At 43.8% G+C, this 20,603-nt stretch carries 20 protein-coding genes, 3 tRNA genes and 1 rRNA gene (1 of these 24 only partly in view); 18 read left to right on the forward strand and 6 right to left on the reverse strand.

The annotated features are described in order from the left end of the window. From rrf to IGI72_RS03275, 3 genes are all read left to right on the forward strand, one after another. A 5S ribosomal RNA gene (rrf, locus tag IGI72_RS03265) occupies nucleotides 1–97 on the forward strand (it extends 19 nt beyond the left edge of the window). An 11-nt stretch (nucleotides 98–108) separates the two neighbouring features. Next, nucleotides 109–182 (forward strand) — tRNA-Asn (locus IGI72_RS03270). A 168-nt stretch (nucleotides 183–350) separates the two neighbouring features. After that, nucleotides 351–1,001 carry an HAD hydrolase-like protein gene (locus tag IGI72_RS03275; RefSeq protein WP_005225128.1) on the forward strand — a complete coding sequence of 217 codons (651 nt, stop codon included), beginning with the start codon at nucleotides 351–353 and terminating at the stop codon, nucleotides 999–1,001. Nucleotides 1,002–1,049: 48 nt separating this feature from the next. On the opposite strand, the gene IGI72_RS03280 is transcribed toward IGI72_RS03275, so the two are convergent. Next, nucleotides 1,050–1,406, reverse strand: a complete 357-nt coding sequence (locus IGI72_RS03280) for an iron-sulfur cluster biosynthesis family protein (RefSeq protein ID WP_015509034.1) — start codon at nucleotides 1,404–1,406, stop codon at nucleotides 1,050–1,052. A 392-nt stretch (nucleotides 1,407–1,798) separates the two neighbouring features. On the opposite strand from IGI72_RS03280, the gene IGI72_RS03285 reads away from it, so the two are divergent. The 3 genes from IGI72_RS03285 to IGI72_RS03295 all read left to right on the forward strand — a co-directional run bounded on the left by IGI72_RS03285 (nucleotide 1,799) and on the right by IGI72_RS03295 (nucleotide 3,111). Beyond that, nucleotides 1,799–2,233, forward strand: coding sequence for a universal stress protein (locus tag IGI72_RS03285; protein ID WP_074536338.1), 435 nt, complete (start codon nucleotides 1,799–1,801; stop codon nucleotides 2,231–2,233). 4 nt (nucleotides 2,234–2,237) lie between these two features. After that, the gene (locus tag IGI72_RS03290) at nucleotides 2,238–2,387 is read left to right on the forward strand and encodes a hypothetical protein (protein WP_438753130.1); all 150 of its coding nucleotides are present in this window, start codon (nucleotides 2,238–2,240) and stop codon (nucleotides 2,385–2,387) included. Nucleotides 2,388–2,871: 484 nt separating this feature from the next. After that, the gene (locus IGI72_RS03295; RefSeq protein ID WP_010747444.1) at nucleotides 2,872–3,111 is read left to right on the forward strand and encodes a hypothetical protein; all 240 of its coding nucleotides are present in this window, start codon (nucleotides 2,872–2,874) and stop codon (nucleotides 3,109–3,111) included. Between the two features lie 94 nt (nucleotides 3,112–3,205). Here the strand turns inward: IGI72_RS03295 and IGI72_RS03300 are convergent. Next, nucleotides 3,206–3,278 (reverse strand) — tRNA-Thr (locus tag IGI72_RS03300). A 194-nt stretch (nucleotides 3,279–3,472) separates the two neighbouring features. Here IGI72_RS03300 and IGI72_RS03305 point away from each other — a divergent pair. After that, nucleotides 3,473–3,546, forward strand: a tRNA-Asn gene (locus tag IGI72_RS03305). A gap of 90 nt (nucleotides 3,547–3,636) precedes the next feature. On the opposite strand, the gene IGI72_RS03310 is transcribed toward IGI72_RS03305, so the two are convergent. Further along, complete coding sequence (locus IGI72_RS03310; protein ID WP_428221153.1) at nucleotides 3,637–5,025, reverse strand: hypothetical protein; 1,389 nt, start codon at nucleotides 5,023–5,025, stop codon at nucleotides 3,637–3,639. Then, nucleotides 5,022–5,411 carry a GntR family transcriptional regulator gene (locus IGI72_RS03315; RefSeq protein ID WP_005225133.1) on the reverse strand — a complete coding sequence of 130 codons (390 nt, stop codon included), beginning with the start codon at nucleotides 5,409–5,411 and terminating at the stop codon, nucleotides 5,022–5,024. The genes IGI72_RS03310 and IGI72_RS03315 overlap by 4 nt, the downstream gene beginning before the upstream one ends. 164 nt (nucleotides 5,412–5,575) lie before the next feature. Here IGI72_RS03315 and IGI72_RS03320 point away from each other — a divergent pair, with 164 nt between their 5' ends. From IGI72_RS03320 to IGI72_RS03345, 6 genes are all read left to right on the forward strand, one after another. Next, on the forward strand, nucleotides 5,576–6,592 hold the full coding sequence (locus IGI72_RS03320; RefSeq protein WP_438753133.1) for an acyltransferase family protein: 1,017 nt from the start codon (nucleotides 5,576–5,578) through the stop codon (nucleotides 6,590–6,592). 119 nt (nucleotides 6,593–6,711) lie between these two features. Beyond that, nucleotides 6,712–8,040, forward strand: coding sequence for an aminopeptidase C (locus IGI72_RS03325; RefSeq protein WP_005225135.1), 1,329 nt, complete (start codon nucleotides 6,712–6,714; stop codon nucleotides 8,038–8,040). A 343-nt stretch (nucleotides 8,041–8,383) separates the two neighbouring features. Further along, nucleotides 8,384–9,772 (forward strand): L-cystine transporter, encoded by a 1,389-nt coding sequence (locus IGI72_RS03330; RefSeq protein ID WP_010747447.1) that lies wholly within the window; start codon nucleotides 8,384–8,386, stop codon nucleotides 9,770–9,772. 159 nt (nucleotides 9,773–9,931) lie between these two features. Continuing rightward, nucleotides 9,932–10,711: a tyrosine-protein phosphatase gene (locus IGI72_RS03335; RefSeq protein WP_438753135.1), complete on the forward strand. Its 780-nt coding sequence runs from the start codon at nucleotides 9,932–9,934 to the stop codon at nucleotides 10,709–10,711. A gap of 16 nt (nucleotides 10,712–10,727) precedes the next feature. Continuing rightward, nucleotides 10,728–11,558 carry a fructosamine kinase family protein gene (locus tag IGI72_RS03340; protein WP_074934642.1) on the forward strand — a complete coding sequence of 277 codons (831 nt, stop codon included), beginning with the start codon at nucleotides 10,728–10,730 and terminating at the stop codon, nucleotides 11,556–11,558. Nucleotides 11,559–11,573: 15 nt separating this feature from the next. Next, nucleotides 11,574–12,332 (forward strand): acyl-ACP thioesterase domain-containing protein, encoded by a 759-nt coding sequence (locus IGI72_RS03345; protein ID WP_010747450.1) that lies wholly within the window; start codon nucleotides 11,574–11,576, stop codon nucleotides 12,330–12,332. A gap of 50 nt (nucleotides 12,333–12,382) precedes the next feature. Here IGI72_RS03345 and IGI72_RS03350 read toward each other — a convergent pair whose 3' ends face one another. Next, on the reverse strand, nucleotides 12,383–13,351 hold the full coding sequence (locus IGI72_RS03350) for an asparaginase (RefSeq protein ID WP_005225140.1): 969 nt from the start codon (nucleotides 13,349–13,351) through the stop codon (nucleotides 12,383–12,385). A gap of 88 nt (nucleotides 13,352–13,439) precedes the next feature. On the opposite strand from IGI72_RS03350, the gene IGI72_RS03355 reads away from it, so the two are divergent. The 3 genes from IGI72_RS03355 (at nucleotide 13,440) to IGI72_RS03365 (ending at nucleotide 15,759) form a co-directional block, all read left to right on the forward strand. Next, complete coding sequence (locus IGI72_RS03355; protein ID WP_016610430.1) at nucleotides 13,440–14,270, forward strand: DUF72 domain-containing protein; 831 nt, start codon at nucleotides 13,440–13,442, stop codon at nucleotides 14,268–14,270. A gap of 8 nt (nucleotides 14,271–14,278) precedes the next feature. Next, nucleotides 14,279–15,139: a Cof-type HAD-IIB family hydrolase gene (locus tag IGI72_RS03360; protein ID WP_005225142.1), complete on the forward strand. Its 861-nt coding sequence runs from the start codon at nucleotides 14,279–14,281 to the stop codon at nucleotides 15,137–15,139. Between the two features lie 95 nt (nucleotides 15,140–15,234). After that, the gene (locus IGI72_RS03365; RefSeq protein ID WP_034695349.1) at nucleotides 15,235–15,759 is read left to right on the forward strand and encodes a haloacid dehalogenase; all 525 of its coding nucleotides are present in this window, start codon (nucleotides 15,235–15,237) and stop codon (nucleotides 15,757–15,759) included. A 71-nt stretch (nucleotides 15,760–15,830) separates the two neighbouring features. Here the strand turns inward: IGI72_RS03365 and IGI72_RS03370 are convergent, their stop codons facing one another. Further along, nucleotides 15,831–17,180 (reverse strand): aspartate kinase, encoded by a 1,350-nt coding sequence (locus tag IGI72_RS03370; protein ID WP_438753138.1) that lies wholly within the window; start codon nucleotides 17,178–17,180, stop codon nucleotides 15,831–15,833. 358 nt (nucleotides 17,181–17,538) lie between these two features. Between IGI72_RS03370 and ezrA the strand changes: the two genes are divergently transcribed. Further along, nucleotides 17,539–19,260 (forward strand): septation ring formation regulator EzrA, encoded by a 1,722-nt coding sequence (gene ezrA / locus IGI72_RS03375; protein WP_005225145.1) that lies wholly within the window; start codon nucleotides 17,539–17,541, stop codon nucleotides 19,258–19,260. Between the two features lie 186 nt (nucleotides 19,261–19,446). Then, on the forward strand, nucleotides 19,447–20,589 hold the full coding sequence (locus IGI72_RS03380; RefSeq protein ID WP_438755059.1) for a cysteine desulfurase family protein: 1,143 nt from the start codon (nucleotides 19,447–19,449) through the stop codon (nucleotides 20,587–20,589). Nucleotides 20,590–20,603 lie beyond the last annotated feature (14 nt).

Here is a 20,603-nt window from a genome sequence, read left to right on the forward strand (position 1 = left end):
AGGATACACCTGTAACCATGCCGAACACAGAAGTTAAGCTTCTTAGCGCCGATTGTAGTGAAGGGTTTCCCTTTGTGAGAGTAGGACGTCGCCACGCATTTCAATTTTTCCGGCATAGCTCAGTTGGTAGTAGCGCATGACTGTTAATCATGATGTCGTAGGTTCGAGTCCTACTGCCGGAGTTGCTTGATAGCATATGCTATCTTTTTTTTTACATAAAATGACAAAAACAAAGACGTTGCCTTTGATGGGGCAGCGTCTTTTTTATTTAGATGAGATCAGAACGAAAAGGAAGAAGTGTTGCTTGTACTGCTGTTTTTTTCTATACTATTAGAAAAGGAGACGATGGCGTGAGAAAGAAAGTACTTTTTGATTTAGATGGAACGATCATTGATTCGAGTGAAGGAATCTATGGATCGATTCAATATGCGATGGAAAAAATGGGAAAAGAGCAATTAGCGCAAGACGTACTGCGGAGCTTTGTGGGGCCGCCTTTGATTGAATCCTTCCGTGGATTGGGCTTCGATGAAGCTGCTGCCCAGCAAGCCGTTGCCTTCTACCGGGAAAATTATCGTCAAGCGGGCATGTTTCAAGTCCAACCATATCCGTTGATCGAAGAAACATTGCAGGAGCTGGCGCAGGATCACGATTTGTATATCGCTACGTCGAAACCAGAAGTTTTTGCAAAAGAGATCCTGACCCATCTCAAGTATGATGGCTATTTCAAAGGAATCTATGGGGCGGATCTCGAGAATAAACGTGGGGAAAAAGCGGCCGTTATCCGCTACGCGTTAACTGAGATCGAAAAGGAGCAAAAAGCGCAGCAAACCATCATGATCGGCGACCGTGAGCATGATATTTTAGGGGCAAAAGAAAACCAGTTACCGGCAATCGGCGTTTTATATGGTTTTGGGTCAAAAGAAGAATTGCTTGATGCTGGTGCGATCGCTTTAGCCGCTGAGACACAAGAACTCTTAGCGTTGATTCCAGATTCATTATAGAGAAAAAGAGCTGACAAGCACCTTACAAGGCGTTTGTCAGCTCTTTAGTTACGCATTCGTTTGTTTCAACTGTGGAGAGGATTCCAATAAAAGATTGGTATCCAAATAGCCGCTTTCGTTTTTCAAAATCAAAGTTCCTGAAGTTGGGTGAACATCTAGAATCAGATGACCAGTCAAGAACATTTGATCATAGGTTGATGTAAAGAAAGTAAACTGATTGCTTGAGACTAACTCATTGTATGGGTCTAACGGTTCGTCAATCGGTGTGATCAAAAAACGTTCGCCGATCATACAGCATCCAGCTGCTGAAGAAAATTGGTTCGATCCGTCATTACTCGTCAGAATATATAAGTCGTGTCCTTCTGGAAAGCGAGCAGCGGCAGTAGGGGTAATATGTAAGTCCATTTTGCATGATCTCCTTTTTGAAACGAGTGAGCAGCAAACTGTTTCGTTTCGATAATTGTTGATAAACCAAGTGTATCACTCCTCTTAGGGATGTGACAGCAACTTGCTTTTCAACAAACCAAGCTTAAAGTTTTAGCAAGAAAAAGGCGATAATACCGATTATCAGCAAGAAAAGCCCTAAGTACAAGAGCACAGTGACCGCAGCCTGGAAAAAAGAGCGCATTTCTTTCACCTCGAATCATTCTTCTCTTTATTTTACTGCATAATCACAAAGACAAGTAAGGAACTTCACAAATCTTAAAGGAAGTTTTAGGTCTCTTAAGAGTAGACCTTGTCCTTTTTTGTAACGCTTCCATTTTTTGTGGTAAAATAAAGAAAAGGAGGCGATTTGGATGTTACGTAATTGTCAAAATGTACTTGTTGCCTTGGATGGGTCGGATCAGTCAGAAAAAGCGTTCCAAGAAGCACTCGCGATTTGTCGTATGAACAAAGCCAAATTGTATGTCCTCTCTGTTATCAACAATGCTGAGTTATCCACAAGTGCCTATGCTTTTGCAAAAATTTTTGACCAAGAAAAATTGCGTGTGGAAACGGACATGTTGAAAAAAATCTATGATGCCAATCAGCATGGGGTAGAAGAGGTTGAGGTAATCGTTGAAGTGGGCGATCCAAAACGCTTTATCATTCATGCAGCAACAGAATTGTACCCGATTGATTTGATCATTATTGGTGCAACTGGTAAAGGCACATTGACCCGAGCTGTCGTAGGCTCAACTACCGATTATGTCGTCAATCATTCGAAATGTACGGTGTTGGTCGTGAAGTAAGAAGTTGAATCAAACGGAAACAGTATGTTATTTTTTAATTCAGCATAAAGCGTATCCTTTTAAAAAATTTAGTGTAGTTGAAAAAACCGCTCTCTTAGCTTTAGGAGAGTGGGTTTTTTGTGGTAAAAAAGATGTGTCTAAAATTGAGCTGTGAGCACCAATTGGAAAACCCGTTTTGTTCGTTTTGTAAAAAAAAATTTATTTAAATTTATAAAAATTGACTATTAGAAGAGGTAGTTTGTTACACTTTTAATAAGCAAAGGCTGTAGGAAAAGTATTTGAGAGAGGGGCTGATAATTTATCGACTTTACAGAATGCAGCAGAATACAATCGAATATTGTTGGAAAGGAGAAATAAATGATGAAAAAGATTTTTAAAATTTTAATGATCATGTTTGTTATTTTTATAGTAATTATTTTTCTGCCTACTATTATACTTTTCATAATTAAATAGAAAGAAGGCATTTGAAATGAATTGGTTAAATTGAATTGAACCTTCACCCCGTGGTAATTGGTCAAGTTTGACTTGCGGAATTAAACCTTGTATTTCAGATTCTTGTTTAAATAATGAGGGACATTGAGAGGATGTTGGAATAAATCTTGTTATATCAATTTTAAACAATAAAAAAGGAGAATGAAATGAAGCGTGTTGCAGAAAACTATTTGGTTGTTTTTTCGATTCTTTTGCTGATTATATGGCTAGGCTTGATCCAAGTAAAAGAATATTCGCAAGAAGCAGCCCTATCAATCATTTACTTTATTAATCTATATACGCTCTTGTTTAAATTTAAAGATGCAGCGAGGATAGTGAAAGCAGTTGTATCGGTCCTACTATTGGGTTTTACGATCTTATTTCTTTTGTATATCGCAGGAAATTAGGGGCGTACGAATGATTAAGTTCAGAAATTATCGCTATACTTTGGGAATTAGATGCACAAAAAAAGACAACGTCCGACAAACGTTGTCATACCAAAGCCACTTGACGGGCTTGAACCGTCGACCTCATCCTTACCATGGATGCGCTCTACCAACTGAGCTAAAGCGGCGTGTTATTTAACACAAGATATAGAATACCGTAAAGGCGCTGCTTTGTCAATGAGATTTTCGGATATTTCTTGAGAAAAACACTTTGCGGGAAGGGAAGTTTCTAAAAGGGGATTTTCTTGAAAAAAAGGAACAAAAAATTGATTTTTGCTCTTGCTAAATTATCTGACTATTTGGTATAGTACAGATAGATTCTTCCGGCATAGCTCAGTTGGTAGTAGCGCATGACTGTTAATCATGATGTCGTAGGTTCGAGTCCTACTGCCGGAGTATCAAAAACGACCTTCGTTTCGGAAGGTCGTTTTTTTGGTTGTGGATAGCCTGGAGATAATGGGTTCCCCAGTTTTTTCTCCAGAACACTCACTCCGCTAAGGAAATCTTCTGTACTAGTTCCTCGTATAAATCCGTCGTTTCGGCGGCTTTTTTATTTGTGTAAAAAACGGTTGGCCCATCTTTGGTGGTGACTTTTAAAATAGGTGTCGAGTTTATGTCCACGAACATTCTGGCAGGATCACCAGCAACGGTAAATTTACCGATTTGGTAACTGGCGGTTCCTACACCCATGGTACGAACACGAGGCGATGGCAAAGCTTCGATCAATTCCACCGTCTCTATATCTGCCAAAGAGACCGTTGTTTTCCCAGTCATTGGTGCATCGAAGGTGACTTCTTGTCCTTGCACTTCACCGGTGATCGCATCAGGAGCGAAATCTAAGCGATACATCGGAATGATGGTACCGACCATTAATACAAGTAAGAAGACAGCGGTGATACCTGAGACGATTTGTCCGCTACGTTTGCCTAGATTGATGCCGATATTCATCCCAACACGGTCAGGAACAAACAGTCGCGCATCATTAGGATTGATGTAAAAACCATATCGCCAGTAAGCATCTTCACCATAATAGCGCGGTTGTCCTGCTGGTTCTAAGAGCTGATCTTGTTTTTTACGTAGATCTAGCAACAAGAAGAAGGTAAAGACGATCAAGAAAACAACCAAAACAACAAAGAGCACTAAGAGGATAGTACTGAATGCTCCAGTAGCGGACATGGATGCCAGCGGGACAGTCAACAAGAGCAGCGTAATGGTACAAGTGACAGCGATCAATAAGGACCAATAGCGCTTTGTTAAATCATTGATGTGCTGGTCGATAGCTGAATCACCGCTGATCCCGCGAACGGGTAAGCGGCTGATGATCACCCAGAGATAGACGAACAGCGCAAAAATTGCTAAGGAGACGCCGCCCATCAAGTATCCTGTAGAAAGATCAGGCAACTGCCATGCTTGGTACAAACTGATCATCAACAAAATCCCCGCAGGAACGAGGCTATACCACGGCAGCATCCGTTTATTTTTGGCTTGAACGAGTTTTGTATCGATCCGAATCGGATCGATGGGTAGTTCCCATCCATTGGCAAGGATCAATTGCCGCATTTTCCCGATGTAATGCACTTGCACCAGGTAAGCTGTCCCCAGCAAAGCGGCCATATAAAGCCAGAACAGGGTAAGGATGATGGAGTCAGATAAATTGAACAAAAAAAGGAGACTTGCTACACTAAATGTACCAACGATTTGTAAGATACGCTTGCGAAATTCTGTGATCAAGCTGTGGACGCTAGGATCATCCAGATGCTCAGGGGCAAGGGTATTTTCGAGTAAAACATTTTTGTGGGGTTTACTGATCAAGCGTAAACCAAAGGCGGTCGTCCCACAGAGGACAAGAGCAATAATGAAAAAAAGATAGGTCATTTGCATTCATTCCTTTCAGGAAATTGGTCCAGCAGTTGTTGAACATCCGTTAAAAGCGCTTGCTTGCTTTTGCCGTGTAAGAGAGCGGTTGCTAGCTGCAGCTGCAAGTTTTGGCGATACTCCGCTTCTTGTCCAGAAGTAAACGGTGGTGGTGCGGCAACGGCGGTTCCTTTACGGCGATCCGTGACTAACAAGCCTTCTTCTTTGAGGGAATTGTAGGCTTTTGAGATCGTCATGGTATTGATGCCGATCTCTTCGGCTAATTGACGGACGGATGGTAGCAATTCGCCAGCGGATAAATCGCCTTTTGCGATACCGACAATGATCTGTTCCCGCAACTGCTGGTAGATCGGTTGGTTGCTTTGGGTTTGAATATCAAATATCATCGAAGACAGCTCCTTTGTATTATATATATTAATACAAAGTATACAAAATAGCAACTGGTAATCAAATGAACAAGAATCGTTAGGAAAAAGTAAATAGCTTGTTACAGTTCTGTTTCATGGATCAGGTATCCTTTGACAGATACAACTTAGAGGAGGAACTTTTTATGAGCCAATCGCAAAGAACGGCTTACTTTGATAATGCAAAATTTTTACTGATGATCTTGGTCGTCTTCAGTCACTTACTACAGCCTTTTATCGGCGATCAGAAGTTTTATCATGACCTATATTATTTTATCTTCACTTTCCATATGCCAGCTTTTGTTTTTCTGGCTGGGTACTTTGCCAAACCGTTGACGAAGGGACACAAGCTACGTGAGCTGATGAAAAAGTTCTTGCTGCCTTATGTCTTCTTTCAGGTGTTTTACACCGTCTATTACTGGTTGATCGGTCTACGGGAGTCGTTAAAAATCCAACTGTTGAATCCGCAATGGGCACTTTGGTTTTTGCTTAGCATGTTCTTTTGGCAGCTCTCGCTGTTAGTCTTTCAAAAAATGTCCAAAAAGCAGGCGATCTTGCTGAGTATCGCCTTGAGTATCTTCGCTGGCTACGTGCCATTTTTAAATCAAGTGTTGACCTTGCAGCGGACCTTTGTCTTTTTGCCGTTTTTCATCATCGGGTTTTATTTTCCCAAAAATGAGATGCGCTTTTTATTGAAACCAAAGATTCGGACCATCAGTTTGCTTTTCTTACCGATCATCTACACCTTTATCGCGTTTTTTCATGGGATGAACAAGTACATGGTTTTTGGTTCCAAGCCTTATGACGACTACTTGAGCTATCCGTTGTTCGGCGGTCCCTTGCGTGCGGTCTTTTTCGTGATCGGGCTGATGGGGATCATCGGCTTTCTGAGCCTCGTGCATAGAGAGCACCTCTTTTTTACGAAGTGGGGCAAAAACACTCTGCTGGTCTATCTTTTACAGGGGATCTTCATCAAGGGCTTGCGGGCATTAGCGATCACCGACTTGAACCTGTCGGTATTAGGCTTTGTGACGTTGGTGTTAGCCAGTGTTTTACTGACGATCTTGCTAGCTAGTCGTCCGATCCGCTTCCTTTATGCACGATTTGAACGAGGGCTATCCTTTGTTTTACTTGGCTTTTTGCTTTTGATGCTAACTCTTTAAATCCTTGATACGAGCAACCGCTCTTAGAAAGATGATCCTTTCATTTTTCTAGGAGCGGTTGTTATTTGAGAGGCAGAGGCGTAAAATGGAAGGAACGGAAAGTGAAAGGATGAAGAAATATGTCAGAAATTTCAAAAAAGACCACCGCTGCCTTTGCGCAAGCGTATCAAGACAATAATAAACAAACGGCACTACAACGGAGTGTTGTGAAAAATGGGATCACCGCTTCTGCGGAAAACGTGTCAGCAAAAGTCAACAATGTGCCAGTTTTTTCAGTTGATGTGACAACCGGGAAAGTCTCAAACCAAAAACAATCAGGCCGCTGCTGGATGTTTGCCGCATTGAATACATTCCGTCATAAGATGCTGAATGATTTCAATCTAAAAGAATTTGAATTGTCGCAAAACCATACCTTCTTTTGGGACAAATACGAAAAAGCCAACTATTTCTATGAAAATATTTTAGCAACTGCTAACGAGCCTTTAACAAGTCGCAAAGTTGCTTTCTTATTGCAAACACCACAACAAGATGGTGGGCAATGGGACATGATCGTTTCGATTTTCCAAAAATATGGTGTCGTACCAAAAACGGTCATGCCAGAAAGCAGCAACTCTTCCAATTCTCGTGACCTAAACAATTACTTGAACAAAAAACTGCGTAAAGATGCGGTTGCTTTGCGTCAGCTAGTGGCTGAAGGCAAAACAGCTGAAGACATCCAAACAGCCAAAGAAGCGATGTTGGAAGACATTTATCGTTTCTTAGCGACTTCTTTAGGCACACCGCCAGAAACCTTTGATTTTGAATACCGTGATGAAGACAAAAACTATCACATTGATCGCAACTTAACACCGCAAAGCTTTTATGAAAAATATGTCGGGGTGGACCTTGACGATTATGTCAGCATCATCAACGCACCAACTGCCGACAAGCCTTACAATCAATCGTATACCGTAGAAATGCTAGGGAACGTGGTTGGCGGCAAAGAAGTCAAATACTTGAATGTCGATATGCCGACCTTCAAAAAATTAGCGATCGCTCAATTGGAACAAGGGGAGTCCGTGTGGTTCGGTTGTGATGTCGGTCAATCTTCTACCAGAGATACTGGGATCATGGCATTAGATGCGTATGATATCAACGACCTATTTGACATCGACTTTACGATGACCAAAGCAGAACGCTTAGATTTTGGCGAAAGCTTAATGACCCACGCGATGGTCTTGACTGGCGTTGACTTGATCGACGGCGAATCAACCAAATGGAAAGTCGAAAACAGCTGGGGTGAAAAAGTCGGAACGAATGGCTTCTTCGTTATGAGCGATGCGTGGATGGATGAATACACCTATCAAATCGTGGTTCGCAAAGAGTTCCTGACAGCAGAACAATTGGCTGCCTTTGAAGCAGAACCAACAGTCTTAGCACCTTGGGACCCAATGGGGGCATTGGCGTAAGTCAGCAATTTCTATTGACCTCTTGAATATTCTCTGAAACTTTTCAAAAAATGAAATGAAAAAATAACGAACCAGTTGCCGCAATCCAACCGTTAGGAAAGTAGAAATCCTAACAGTGTGGGGTTGCGGCAACGGTTTTTTTTTATTTTCTAACAAAAAAGCGGTACCATCCCGGAAAAGTGGGAACTTATTTATTGTAAGATAAAGCAAACTTCTTTAAAATGGAATAGTCACTAATGATGCCACACGTCTCATTAGAGTGAACTGTTGAAGAATGGTCACTGGGAACCTTTACTTCCTCTGACAGACTTTGTCATGTTTATTGAACAAAAGGAGGATTCAAATGACAAATCTGTTAACTATTATTGTTGTTCTACTTTTTGCTGCCCTTATTTATGGGTTCTACTTATTGCAAAAACGTCACGTGAAGTTTTCTACGCGGGTCTTTGCGGCGTTGTTCGTCGGGATCGTTTTTGGTGGCGTGCTGCAGCTGATTTTTGGGACAGGCTCTGACGTTGTCACGCAAGCTCTTGACTGGATCACGATGGTCGGTAGCGGCTATGTAGCTCTCTTGCAAATGCTGATCATGCCCTTGATCTTCGTTTCGATCGTTGGTGCTTTCACCAAGATGAAAGAAAGCGAAAAAATCAAGAAGATCAGTTTTACGGTTCTTGCGACTTTGCTAGGGACAACGGCGATCGCTGCCTTGATCGGAATTGTGATGGTCATGGTCTTTGGTCTTGACGGTGCCAGCTTTACCGAAGGGGCAACGGAAACAGCGCGGATCGCAGAATTAGCGGAACGTTCGACACAAGTCCAAGATCTATCGATCCCACAACAAATCGTTTCCTTCATCCCAAGCAATGTCTTCGCCGATTTTGCGGGTACTCGTTCGACAAGTACGATCGGGGTCGTGATTTTCTCAGCCTTTGTGGGGATCGCCTTTCTTGGTGTCAAACGTAAATCACCGAAAGAAGCGGAAACTTTTGCGAATTTGATGGACAGCTTATATAAAATCGTGATGCGTATCGTCACGTTAGTTTTACGCCTGACACCTTATGGCGTTTTGGCATTGATGACTAATGTATTAGCTTCAAGTGATTTTGAAGCCATCTTGAACTTAGGCAAATTTATCATCGCCTCTTATGCGGCTTTGATTTTGGTCTTACTTGTTCATTCATTATTGCTGATCGCTGTTCGGGTCAATCCAGTAACGTATTTCAAAAAGGCCTTTCCAGTCTTGAGCTTTGCCTTTACTTCTCGTTCAAGTGCGGGTGCCTTGCCATTGAACATCGAAACCCAAACCAAAGCGTTAGGTGTTGATGAAGCCACGGCTAACTTTGCGGGCAGCTTTGGGTTATCGATTGGTCAAAACGGCTGTGCGGGTGTTTATCCAGCGATGTTGGCAACGATCGTTGCACCAACGGTTGGGATCAATGTCTTTGATTGGCAGTTTATCCTGCTGCTAGTTGCAGTAGTTACGATCAGCTCATTCGGTGTTGCTGGTGTCGGCGGTGGCGCAACCTTTGCTTCATTGATCGTCTTAGGCTCAATGAACTTGCCGATTGCCATCGTAGGCTTAGTTATTTCTGTTGAACCATTGATCGATATGGCACGGACACTCGTTAATGTCAGCGACAGTATGGTTGCAGGAATGGTGACCAGCAGTCGTATCAACGAACTGGATCGTTCGATTTTAGATGATTCTGCCGCCGTGATCGAAGCCGAATAGAAACATTTTGTAACAAGCGAAAGCAAAGAAAGACTGCGTGTGGTCTTTCTTTTTTTTTGTCCGTTAAAGCTCAGCTCATAGAAAAATCTAGGTTTCAGTGCCCTTAATAGCGAAGTTTCTGCTATACTTTTAACTAGAACATCGCGGGAGGGATAAGCAATGACACAATTGATTCAACTAGAACGAGCAGCAAACGTCAGAGAACTTGGCGGCTATCAAACGACAAACGGCACGACGATCAAACGAAAAAAATTGATCCGCAGTGCGGCGATCAATGAATTGACTGCTTCAGATCAAGCAGTACTGGCAAACTATGGGGTCAATCAGGTCATTGATTTTCGCTCCATCGCTGAAGCCAATGCACAACCTGATCGACCGATCGCCACAGCAAAGCAGCTTTTTTTACCTATTTTTAAAGAAGACGAAACGATGGTTTCCTTGTCGCCAGAAAGCTTGAAGCAACACTTGGAAGATGGGGAAGATGCCGAAGAGCAGATGAAAAAAGTCTACCGTCACTTTGTTGAAAGCGACTATGCCCGCCAACAATATCGGCAGTTCTTTGATCATGTGATCGCTAATGCGGAAGGCGAAGGTGCAACCTTGTTCCACTGTACCGCTGGCAAAGATCGCACAGGCTTTGGCGCCTTTTTATTGCTGCATGTGTTGGCGGTGGCACCAACGACGATCAAAGAAGATTATTTAGCGACCAATCGCTATTTAGCCCCAATGCTAAAAGAAAAATTTGCCCCAATGACCCAGCATTTGCCGCAAGAGCTGTTAACAGCGATCACGGTTTTGATGAGTGCCAAAGAGAGTTTTCTTGATGAAAGCTTGGCTGCGATCGATCAGCATTTCGGTTCGGTCGATCAGTATCTCCTGCAGGGACTAGGGGTGACGAAAGAAGAGCAAGCGTATTTGAATGCCCAACTGACTGAGTAAAGAAAGGGAGATCCGTATGGAGGAAGCATTGTTCGCAGCAATCGGGATGACCGGCTCGCTGACGCCCATCAGTGGTGGGGATGTCAATCAAACGTATCGTTTCACTACAGCAGAAAATCGCTATTTTTTAAAAACTCATCCTCATGTTTCATCGGTGTTCTTTCAAGCAGAGATCAACGGCTTAGCTGAATTAGCCCCTTTCGTGCGGGTGCCAAAAATCGAACGTCTCGGTCAGACTGAAGAGAGGGCATTTTTATTGATGGAATGGATCGATGGTGGGGAAGGACAGCAGCGACGCTTAGGTCAAAGCTTGGCTCGGCTTCATCAGCAGACGCAGGAGTCTTTTGGGTTTTACGAAGACAATTACATCGGCTTTTTGCCGCAAGTCAATCCGAAAACCACCGATTGGCTTGATTTTTACACAGTCTGCCGTTTGGATGTGCAAGTCGAACTAGCGAAGCTGGGTAACCGCTGGCATGCCAAACGGGAAGCTGCTTATCTGCGTTTGAAAGAATTTTTGCATGAGAATTGGCGTGATCGCAGCGTCACACCTGCTTTATTACACGGTGATTTTTGGCGGGGGAATGTGCTGTTCGATCAGCAAGGAGAACCAGTGTTTCTTGATCCAGCAGTCGCTTATGGGGATCGAGAAATGGATATTGCGATGTCCCAGCTCTTCGGTGGTTTTCGTCAGGAATTTTTGGAAGGCTATCAAGAAGTCTATCCATTAGATGAGGATTGGCAAGAGCGACTGCCAGTGTATCAATTGTATTATTTATTGGTCCATTTGAATCAGTTTGGCGAAAGCTATGGACCAAGTGTCGATGAAATATTGAGTCGTTTTTAGGAGGCAATTAGAACTATGGCAGCAAAGTATCAAACCACACATGAAGTGGCGTATTATGAATGTGATGTCAACCAAACGATGACGTTTCCAGCCATGCTAGGCATCGCCATCAAGACATCAGAGGAACAAAGTGCGGCGTTAAACCGCGGACCAGAAGTCATCGCTAGTTATGGCTTGACCTGGATCATCACCAGCTATCACATAACGGTGACTCGTTTGCCGCGCGTAGGGGAGCAGATCCAAGTGGCGACCCAGGCGAGAGAATACAATAAATTTTTCTGCTACCGTTACTTCTGGTTATTGGCAGAAGACGGAACGGAACTGGTCAAAATCGAGGCGGTTTTTGCGTTGATGGATCCGAAGACGCGCAAAGTCAGCAGTGTACCAGATGAGATCGTGGCGCCTTTTGGCAGTGAAAAAATCAAGCGAATCAAACGCTATCCGAAGATCACCCCTATCACGCAAGGACAATTTTTGCCGTATCGAGTGCGTTTCTACGATATTGATAGCAATCAGCATGTCAACAATGCCATGTATTTCAATTGGCTGATGGACGTCTTAGGCTATGAGTTTTTAACAAAACATGAAGTGACACAAGTGACGATCCGTTTTGATCGGGAAGTGGCTTACGGCCATTTGATCGAAAGCCATTTTCAAATCAATGAGAAGACAGTCGATGAAGCCGGCGAGGCTGTGCCGCTGCAAACGATCCACGAGATCAAGATCGGTGAGGATACTTACTGCGAAGCCATCTTTACTTGGCGAGAAAAATAAAACAACCCTTTTGCCTCCATTAGCGGAATGGCAAAAGGGTTTTTGTTTGGTTAATTCTCCATGAAATCAGGCAGTTCATCCATGGTCAACCCACGGTTTTTTGCTATTAGCAATTTGATACGGGCTTTTTGGCTATTGATGCTATTGCAGAAAATCACCCCAAGAGCTTGCAATTCGATCCCGCCGCCTAAGTAGTCATAGACCGGCTCGGCAACGCCGTTGAAGCAGCGAGAAACTAAGACGACTGGAATGTTTCTAGCGATCAGTTTTTTCAAAGGCTCTATGGTTTGCGGCGGCAGATTGCCAGCGCCTAAAGCTTCGATCACTAGTCCATCGATCAGCGAGTCGGCTAAAGCATCGAACAATTCCCCAGTCATTCCCGCATAGGCTTTGACGATCGGAAACAGACCATCGACACGATCAACATCCAAATGGCGGTTATTTAACAGCTCTTGCATGAACAAGATACGGTGCTTTGTGACTAAGCCGATCGGGCCTAATGTCGGGGTGCGGAATGTCGCAATATTGGTGGTGTGGGTCTTCGTAACATAACGTGCGGAATGGATCTCATCGTTCATGACGACTAAGACGCCTTTTCCTAAGGCATCAGGTGATTTCGCCACCCGAATCGCACTTTCAAAGTTATAAAGCCCGTCACTGCCGATTTCATTACTTGAGCGCATGGCGCCAGTCACCACGATCGGTAACTGACCGCCGATTGTGGTATCTAAAAAGAAGGCTGTTTCTTCCAGCGTATCGGTTCCGTGAGTGATCACGACCCCATCGACCCCGCTTAAATGCGCCAGCTGGATACGTTCTTTCAACTGCAGCATTTCTTTTGGGGTCATATGAGGACTGGGAATATTAAAAATGTCTTCGACGATCAATTCAACATCGTCGTCAATGTGGATCGGTGCATCCATCAGCGGATTGCTGACATCAGGGCTGACGCCGCCTGTCAGGGTGTCTTCTTTCATGGCGATGGTGCCGCCAGTGTGCAACACGAGAATTCGTTTCATTTTTTCATCACCTGCAATGATTTATTTACTCTTAACTCAAAACTATTGTATACTATTAAAATAAGAAAACAAGGAGCGATGGGAAAAAATGATTCGAATTGGTTGTACCACATTTAGTGAACATGGCAGTCTCGTGCAAAGAAAAAACTCGAAATTATTTGAGTATGCCCGTTATTTTCCGCTAGTTGAGCTGGATACCACCTATCATTTTTTGCCAAAAGAAAAAGACGTGCGCAACTGGTTGACCCAGATTCCCGAAAATTTCCGCTTTGTGTTGAAAGTCCATCAAAGTGTGACCACCCAAGGGGATTTGCCAGATCAGTTGACTATGACCGAAGCACTGCAGCTTTATAAAGAAGCGATCGCGCCAATGGTAGAAGCAGGCAAACTCTTTTGCCTATTGGCGCAGTTTCCCAACAGCTTTAAATGTACGAAAGAAAATGTCGCCTATTTAGACCAAGTGCGAGAATGGTTTGCGGGCTACCCAGTGGCGATCGAGCTGAGAGACAGCAGCTGGTATCAGCCGAAACTGTATCCTGGAATGATCGATTATATGAAGCGAAAACAGTTTTCCTTAGTAGTTGTTGATCAGCCGAAAAAGCTATCGACCACCATTCCCCTTGATCCAACCGTGACCAATCCCGCGTTTGTCTTGTGCCGTTTTCACGGACGCAACGACAGCGGCTGGACAGCGACAGGACCAGATGCCAAAAATCTGCGGACCTTGTATCGCTATGACCAAGCCGAACTAACGGAGTTAAAACACGCAGTCCAAGCCATCGAAGCCAATGCCAAAGAAGTCGCAGTGGTCTTCAATAATAATGCCGGTCGTGATGCCGCTGACAATGCCCGCGCATTGATCGATGCGCTGCAGATCGATTACGAAGCATTAAATCCTAATCAGTTGAAATTATTTTGAGGAGTCATATGATAAAAGCAATCTTTTTTGATATTGATGGCACGCTGATTGCCAGCAACGGCAAGGCGCTTGCCAGTACCCGTGAAGCCATCAAACAAGCCCAAGCCAATGGCGTCCTCTGCGGCATTGCCACCGGACGTGGTCCGGTTGATTTAGAGAAGGTGATCGATTACTTGTCGTTAGACATGTTTATCACCTATAACGGCCAATATGTCTACACGAAGGAAAACTTGATTTATGCTAAACCTTTTCCAAAACAAACGCTGGAAGCGATCGTAGAATACGCAGATGAAAATTACCGCCAAGTCATGTTTGGCGGAGAAACCCAAGTGGCTGGCAGCTTGACGATCCGCTTAAGCCAATCACCCGTCATGCAGCGCTACTTACGCTATGTGCCCAAAAAATTTCCCGTCGGTTTTTTAAAGAAAGTCTTGCAGCGTTTTAGTCCCAATCGCAACGCCAAACGCTATGAATCGTTGGACATTTTACGAGAGCCCATCTATCAGTGCATTATGCTGAGCCCTGAATCAGAGCGCGAAAAATTACGGTCCAAGCTGCCGCAATGTGATTTTAAGCGATCCAATGCCTATTCTGTTGACATCGTGCCGAAAAACGGTTCGAAAATCAAAGGCATCAAAGAGTTTTTGGCCTATGAAGGGATCGCGATGGAAGAAGCGATGGCATTTGGGGATCATTTTAATGATGTGGAAATGTTAGAAGGCGTGGGGATCGGCGTTGCGATGGGCAATGCCCAGCCCATCACTAAAGCCAGTGCTGACTTTGTGACGGATACTAACGATCATGACGGCATTAAGAAAGCCTTAATCCATTTTGGCATTATTGCCGAGGATGCCCAAGCCAGGGAATAAAAAAATAAGCAAGTAGCCAATCTATGAAGCAACGTAGAAGACAGCGCAGAACCATAAAAAAGAACCATGAGAAAAAGCAGAAAGAAGCGAGCAAAATGAGTCCATTTGAAATGACGGAAGAGTTTCATAAAACCTTTGATCCAACGCGACCGCCATATCCACAAGCTTTTTCAGCGGAAAAAGCCCAGTTTCGTGCTGGTTTTAAAATTGAAGAATTAGTTGAGTTCCTTTATGCTGCCAGCAACAATGACGAAGAGACCTTTCAAGCAGGTCTGGAGCATTTGCATCAAGCGATCGATCAAGCCCAAGCCAAGCTGGCTGCCAAACAACAGCCTGTCAGTGATTCTCTAGTAGAACAAGTCGATGCGCTTTGTGATCTACTGTATTTTACCTATGGCTCGTTTTCACTGTTAGGGGTCGATCCAGCGCCGATTCTGGCTATCGTTCATGACGCCAACATGGGGAAACTTTTTCCAGATGGGCAGCCTCATTATGATCCTGAGACCCACAAAGTCATGAAGCCGAGCGATTGGGAAGAACGGTTTGCTCCTGAACCGCGAATCAAGGCAGAAATCAACCGCCAATTGGCACAAAAACAAGCCCAAGAATCGTCAGAATAAAAACCAAACGTGCCAGTTGCCCGTTCCGATTGCTTATCAGCAAAAGGAGTGGTGCAACTGGCACGTTTGGTTTAATCAAAGAAAGTGTAGTAAAGGGTTCTTACAGCGGCTTTTTCTTGTTCTTTGTGGATACCGAACATGATGCTGACCTCAGAGGACCCTTGGTTGATCATCTCTAAGTTGATATTTTTCCGCGCAAGGGCAGCGGTACTGTCGGCAGTGATCCCGACTCGTTGACGCATTCCTTCACCAACGACGACGACCATGGATAGATCGTGGGTCATTCGCAGTTCATCGGGATCGATCTCGTAGGCGATCTTGCGCAGCAGTTCTTCTTCCAATACTGGATTCAACTGGTTGGAGCGCATAATGATCGAGATATCATCGATTCCTGAAGGCATGTGTTCATAATTTAAATCAAATTCACGGAAAATCTCTAAGACCCGTAACGTGAACCCAACTTCGCGGTTCATCAAGTATTTGCGGATATAGATCATACAAAAGCCTTCGTCACTGGCAACGCCGATCACGGGCTGATCCAAATTGTCTCTCTGGTTGGTGATCAAGGTACCAGGATGACTTGGATTATTGGTGTTTTTGATCACCACGGGAATTTTCGCATGGTATGAAGGCATCAACGCCTCATCGTGCAACACAGTAAAGCCTGCATAAGACAGCTCTCGCATTTCTCGGTAGGTCACTTCTTTGATGGACTCTGGATGATGAACATAGCCTGGATGAGCAGAAAAAATCCCATCGACATCGGTAAAGTTTTCGTACAATTCTACTTGCAGACCAGCCGCCACGATGGCACCAGAAATATCTGATCCTCCTCGAGAGAAGGTACAGATCTCGCCCGCTTCTGTGTAGCCAAAGAAGCCAGGAATCACTAAGATTTCAGGACTGTCGCGCCATTGTGCAATCTTGGCGTACGACTTGTTCAAGATACGGGCGTTTTGAGGTTCATCCGTCACCAGCAGCCCAAGTTCTTGCGGATTCATGTAGCGAGCAGCTAACCCACGGCTTTGTAAAATCCCTGCGATCAATTTGGCGTTGTTGTCTTCGCCGCTTGCCAAGACTGTATCATAAAGATGCGGATTGTCTTGGGTAGGCAGTGTTTGAAAAGCCACCAATGATTGCCAGATGCGGTCTAAATGGACTTGTTCGATACCAAAGGGGGCGGCGATCGCTGTATAGCGGGCATAGATTTCTTCTATTAAATCAGTGATTTCTTCTTGGGCACACAGACGGGTACAGACAGCTAGTAACAGATCGGTGACTTTCTGATCGTCGCTGGAACGCTTACCAGGCGCTGAAACAACAACAAACCGTCTTTTAGGATCACTTTCAATTATCGCAACAACTTTTTCGACTTGTTCGGCTGAGGCAAGGGAACTGCCTCCGAATTTCGCTACTTTCATTTGACATTACTCCTGTTCAAGCTTTTTACTAGAGTACAGTTTCAATAGGGAGAAATCAAGCGGTTTCTTGAAAAAAACCGGAAAAATCAGAAAAAAAGTCACTTGTTGATGTAAATTTCACGATTTGTTTTCATTAACGCTGGAAAAGCCGTGATTTATTTTATTCGATGCGAAAAAAGTCGATCTTTTTTGCCTCAATCTAATGCTTGATTTTTTTCTTTATGCTATAATCTAGCGTAGATGCTTTTTTATAAAGGGACTATCTGTCCTTTTTATACTCAACGAACTTATCAATCAATCTGCTGATCAGCAGGTTTTAGACGAAACATGTATATTTGAAAATTGGAGGAACCACAAAATGGGAACTAATATCATCTTTGGAATTGTCATTGCCATCATCATCATCGCAGCGGTCTTGTATGCAATTGGCTTTTTCATGCGGAAGAAAAACCAAGAAAAGCTGAATGACTTGGAAAAACGCAAAGAAAATCTGTTTGACTTGCCGGTGATCGAAGAAGTCGATGAAGTAAAAAGAATGCACTTGGTTGGTCAAAGTCAAAACACCTTCCGTGAGTGGAACCAACAATGGACAGATATCTCCACAAAATCTTTTGCTGAACTTGAAAGTCAAATCTTTGAAGTGGAAGAGCTGAACGAACGCATCCGCTTTTTTAAAGCAAAAGGGGCGATCGTCCAAGCCGAAGCGACCATGGACGAGATGGAACGCCAAGTGGAAGAGATTCGCGCAGGCTTGAAAGAATTACGAGAAAGTGAAGAACGAAATTCACTGGAAGTTCAAAAAGCGCTGGACGTTTACGAAGACTTGAAGAAGAAGCTGCGGGATCAAGGCGAAGAATTCGGTCCTGCCTACAATGAGCTGCAAAAACAAATCAAAAACATTGAAATTGAGTTCACCCAATTTGTTACCTTAAATACTTCAGGCGATCCTGTGGAAGCACGGGAAGTGTTAGACCAAGCGGAAAAACACACCTATGAAGTGGAAGACCTAATGAAACGGATCCCAGCGGCGTACGAAGAATTAAATCGTACCTTCCCTGATCAGTTGAAAGAAATCCAAGAGGGTTATAAAAAATTATTAGAACAAAAATATGTGTTCCCAGAAGCAAACTTCCAAGAAGAAATCAACCGTGTGAAAAAACGGGTTGAAAACTCCATGAACGATCTAGCGAAAACAGAAGTCGCTTCCGTTGAAGTGGCAAGCCGTGATACTGCAAGTGATATCGATGCCTTGTATACGGTGATGGAACGTGAGATCAATGCCAAGAAATATGTCATGAAAAATCGTCAGATCATCGAAGACTACATTGACCACGCAACGAAGAACAACCGTCAGTTGTTGATCGAGTTGGATCATACGGCGCAAAGCTATACTTTGAATCATAATGAATTGGGTCGCGTCCGCGGCTTCCAAACCGAAGTGGACGAATTGGCTCGCCGCAACAACGAGTACTTACCGAAATTGGAAAAACATGAGATTCCGTATTCAGAAGTGCAAAGCTTCTACAAAGATGCCTACAAGATTTTGGATGATGTGGAAAGCCAGCAAGTTGAAATCGATGATTCTCTTGCGGAATTACGTCGTGGCGAAAAAGTTGCACAAGAAAAAGTGGAAAGCTTCGAATTCCGTCTACGCAACTTGAAACGGTTTGTTGAGAAACAACGCTTACCTGGTTTGCCAGGCGAGTATTTAGAATTCTTCTTCGTGGCAACGGATCGTGTCGAAGAACTAGGCAAAGAATTGAACAAGATTCGCATCAACATGCAAGAAATCAATAAATTGGTTTCTGTCTGTGAAGAAGATCTTGATCTTTTAGATGAACAAACAAAAGACTTAGTGGATGCTGCGGCATTGACTGAGCAAATGATGCAATATGCCAACCGCTATCGTCATTCTCATCCAGATATCAAGGCAGCGATCGACAAATCACTTTACTTGTTCAGTAAAGAATATCGCTATCAAGATGCGCTAGATGAAATCGGCACAGCGTTGGAACGAGTAGAACCAGGTGCCTTCAAACGGATCGAAAACTTCTACTTCAATAACCGCGACTTAGTATAATACGAAAGCCAGCAGTGAAAAACTGACTGGCTTTTTTCATGGAAAGAATGGCTCGCTGCATGAGTACCGCTTACGAAGGAAGGAAAAGTTTCCTTTAAAAAAAGCCAAAGCCAGCGAGTCACCTTGAAACTCAGCCCAAGAGCAGTTATAATGGGAAAGAATTTTTTTAGAGAAAGGGTCCTATCATTGATCTATTTTGACAACAGTGCAACAACCGCTATTTATCCACAAGCTTTAAATACATATGTCCAAGTCAGTCAGCGAATTATCGGCAATCCCTCAAGCCTGCATGATTTAGGAAATCAAGCCAATCGTCTGCTGCAGCAATCTCGTCAGCAGATCGCCGATCTGTTAAACGTTTCTTCCAAAGAGATCGCATTTACCAGTGGGGGAACTGAAGGAGACAACTGGGTCATCAAAGGGACTGCTTTAGCGAAAAAAGCCTATGGGAATCACCTGATTATTTCCAGTATTGAACACCCTGCCGTCAGTGAAACAGCGGCTCAATTAGCCGAGTTAGGGTTTGAAGTCAGTGTTGTGCCTGTCGATGCCCAAGGCTTTGTCAACGTGTCTGAATTAGCAAACATGATTCGCAAAGAAACGATTTTGGTTTCGGTGATGGCGGTCAATAATGAGGTAGGGTCGATCCAACCGATCCATGAGATCGCAGCTGTGCTAGCGGAGCATCCAACGATCCATTTCCATGTGGATGCCGTCCAAGCCATCACAAAGGTGCCGCAAGAACAATGGTTCAATGAGCGGGTCGATTTTGCCGTGTTCTCTGCGCATAAATTTCATGGACCTCGTGGCGCAGGCTTTATCTATTGGAAACAAGGCCGTAAGCTGGCGCCATTGATGACCGGCGGTGGGCAAGAGCAAAACCAGCGCAGCGGTACCGAAAATGTACCAGCAATCGTTGCTATGGCAAAAGCCCTACGTTTAGCGACAGAACACAAGGCTGAAAAGCCGAACCATGTTCAATTATTAAAAGGCTATTTGCAAGAAGCACTGGCTGGGTACGAGAAAGTCACGCTTTTTTCTGGCACAGAAGGGTTTGCGCCGCACATACTTTGTTTTTCATTAAAAGGGATCCGAGGAGAAGTTTTAGTCCATGCCTTTGAAGAAAAGCAGATCTATCTTTCGACGACGAGCGCTTGTTCCTCCCGTAAAAAGCTGGCCAGCAGTACGCTTCATGCGATGCACGTTCCAGAACAGTTAGCAACATCGGCTGTTCGTATCAGTTTAGATGAGAGCAATACGATGGCAGAAGTCGAGCAGTTTCTGATCGTCTTCCACCAGTTGTACCAAAAATTTTCGAAAATCAATTAAGCACGACAGACCAC

Origin of the sequence: Enterococcus sp. DIV1059_2 (assembly GCF_051713685.1) — a bacterium.
Taxonomy (GTDB): Bacteria; Bacillota; Bacilli; order Lactobacillales; family Enterococcaceae; genus Enterococcus_D; species Enterococcus_D casseliflavus.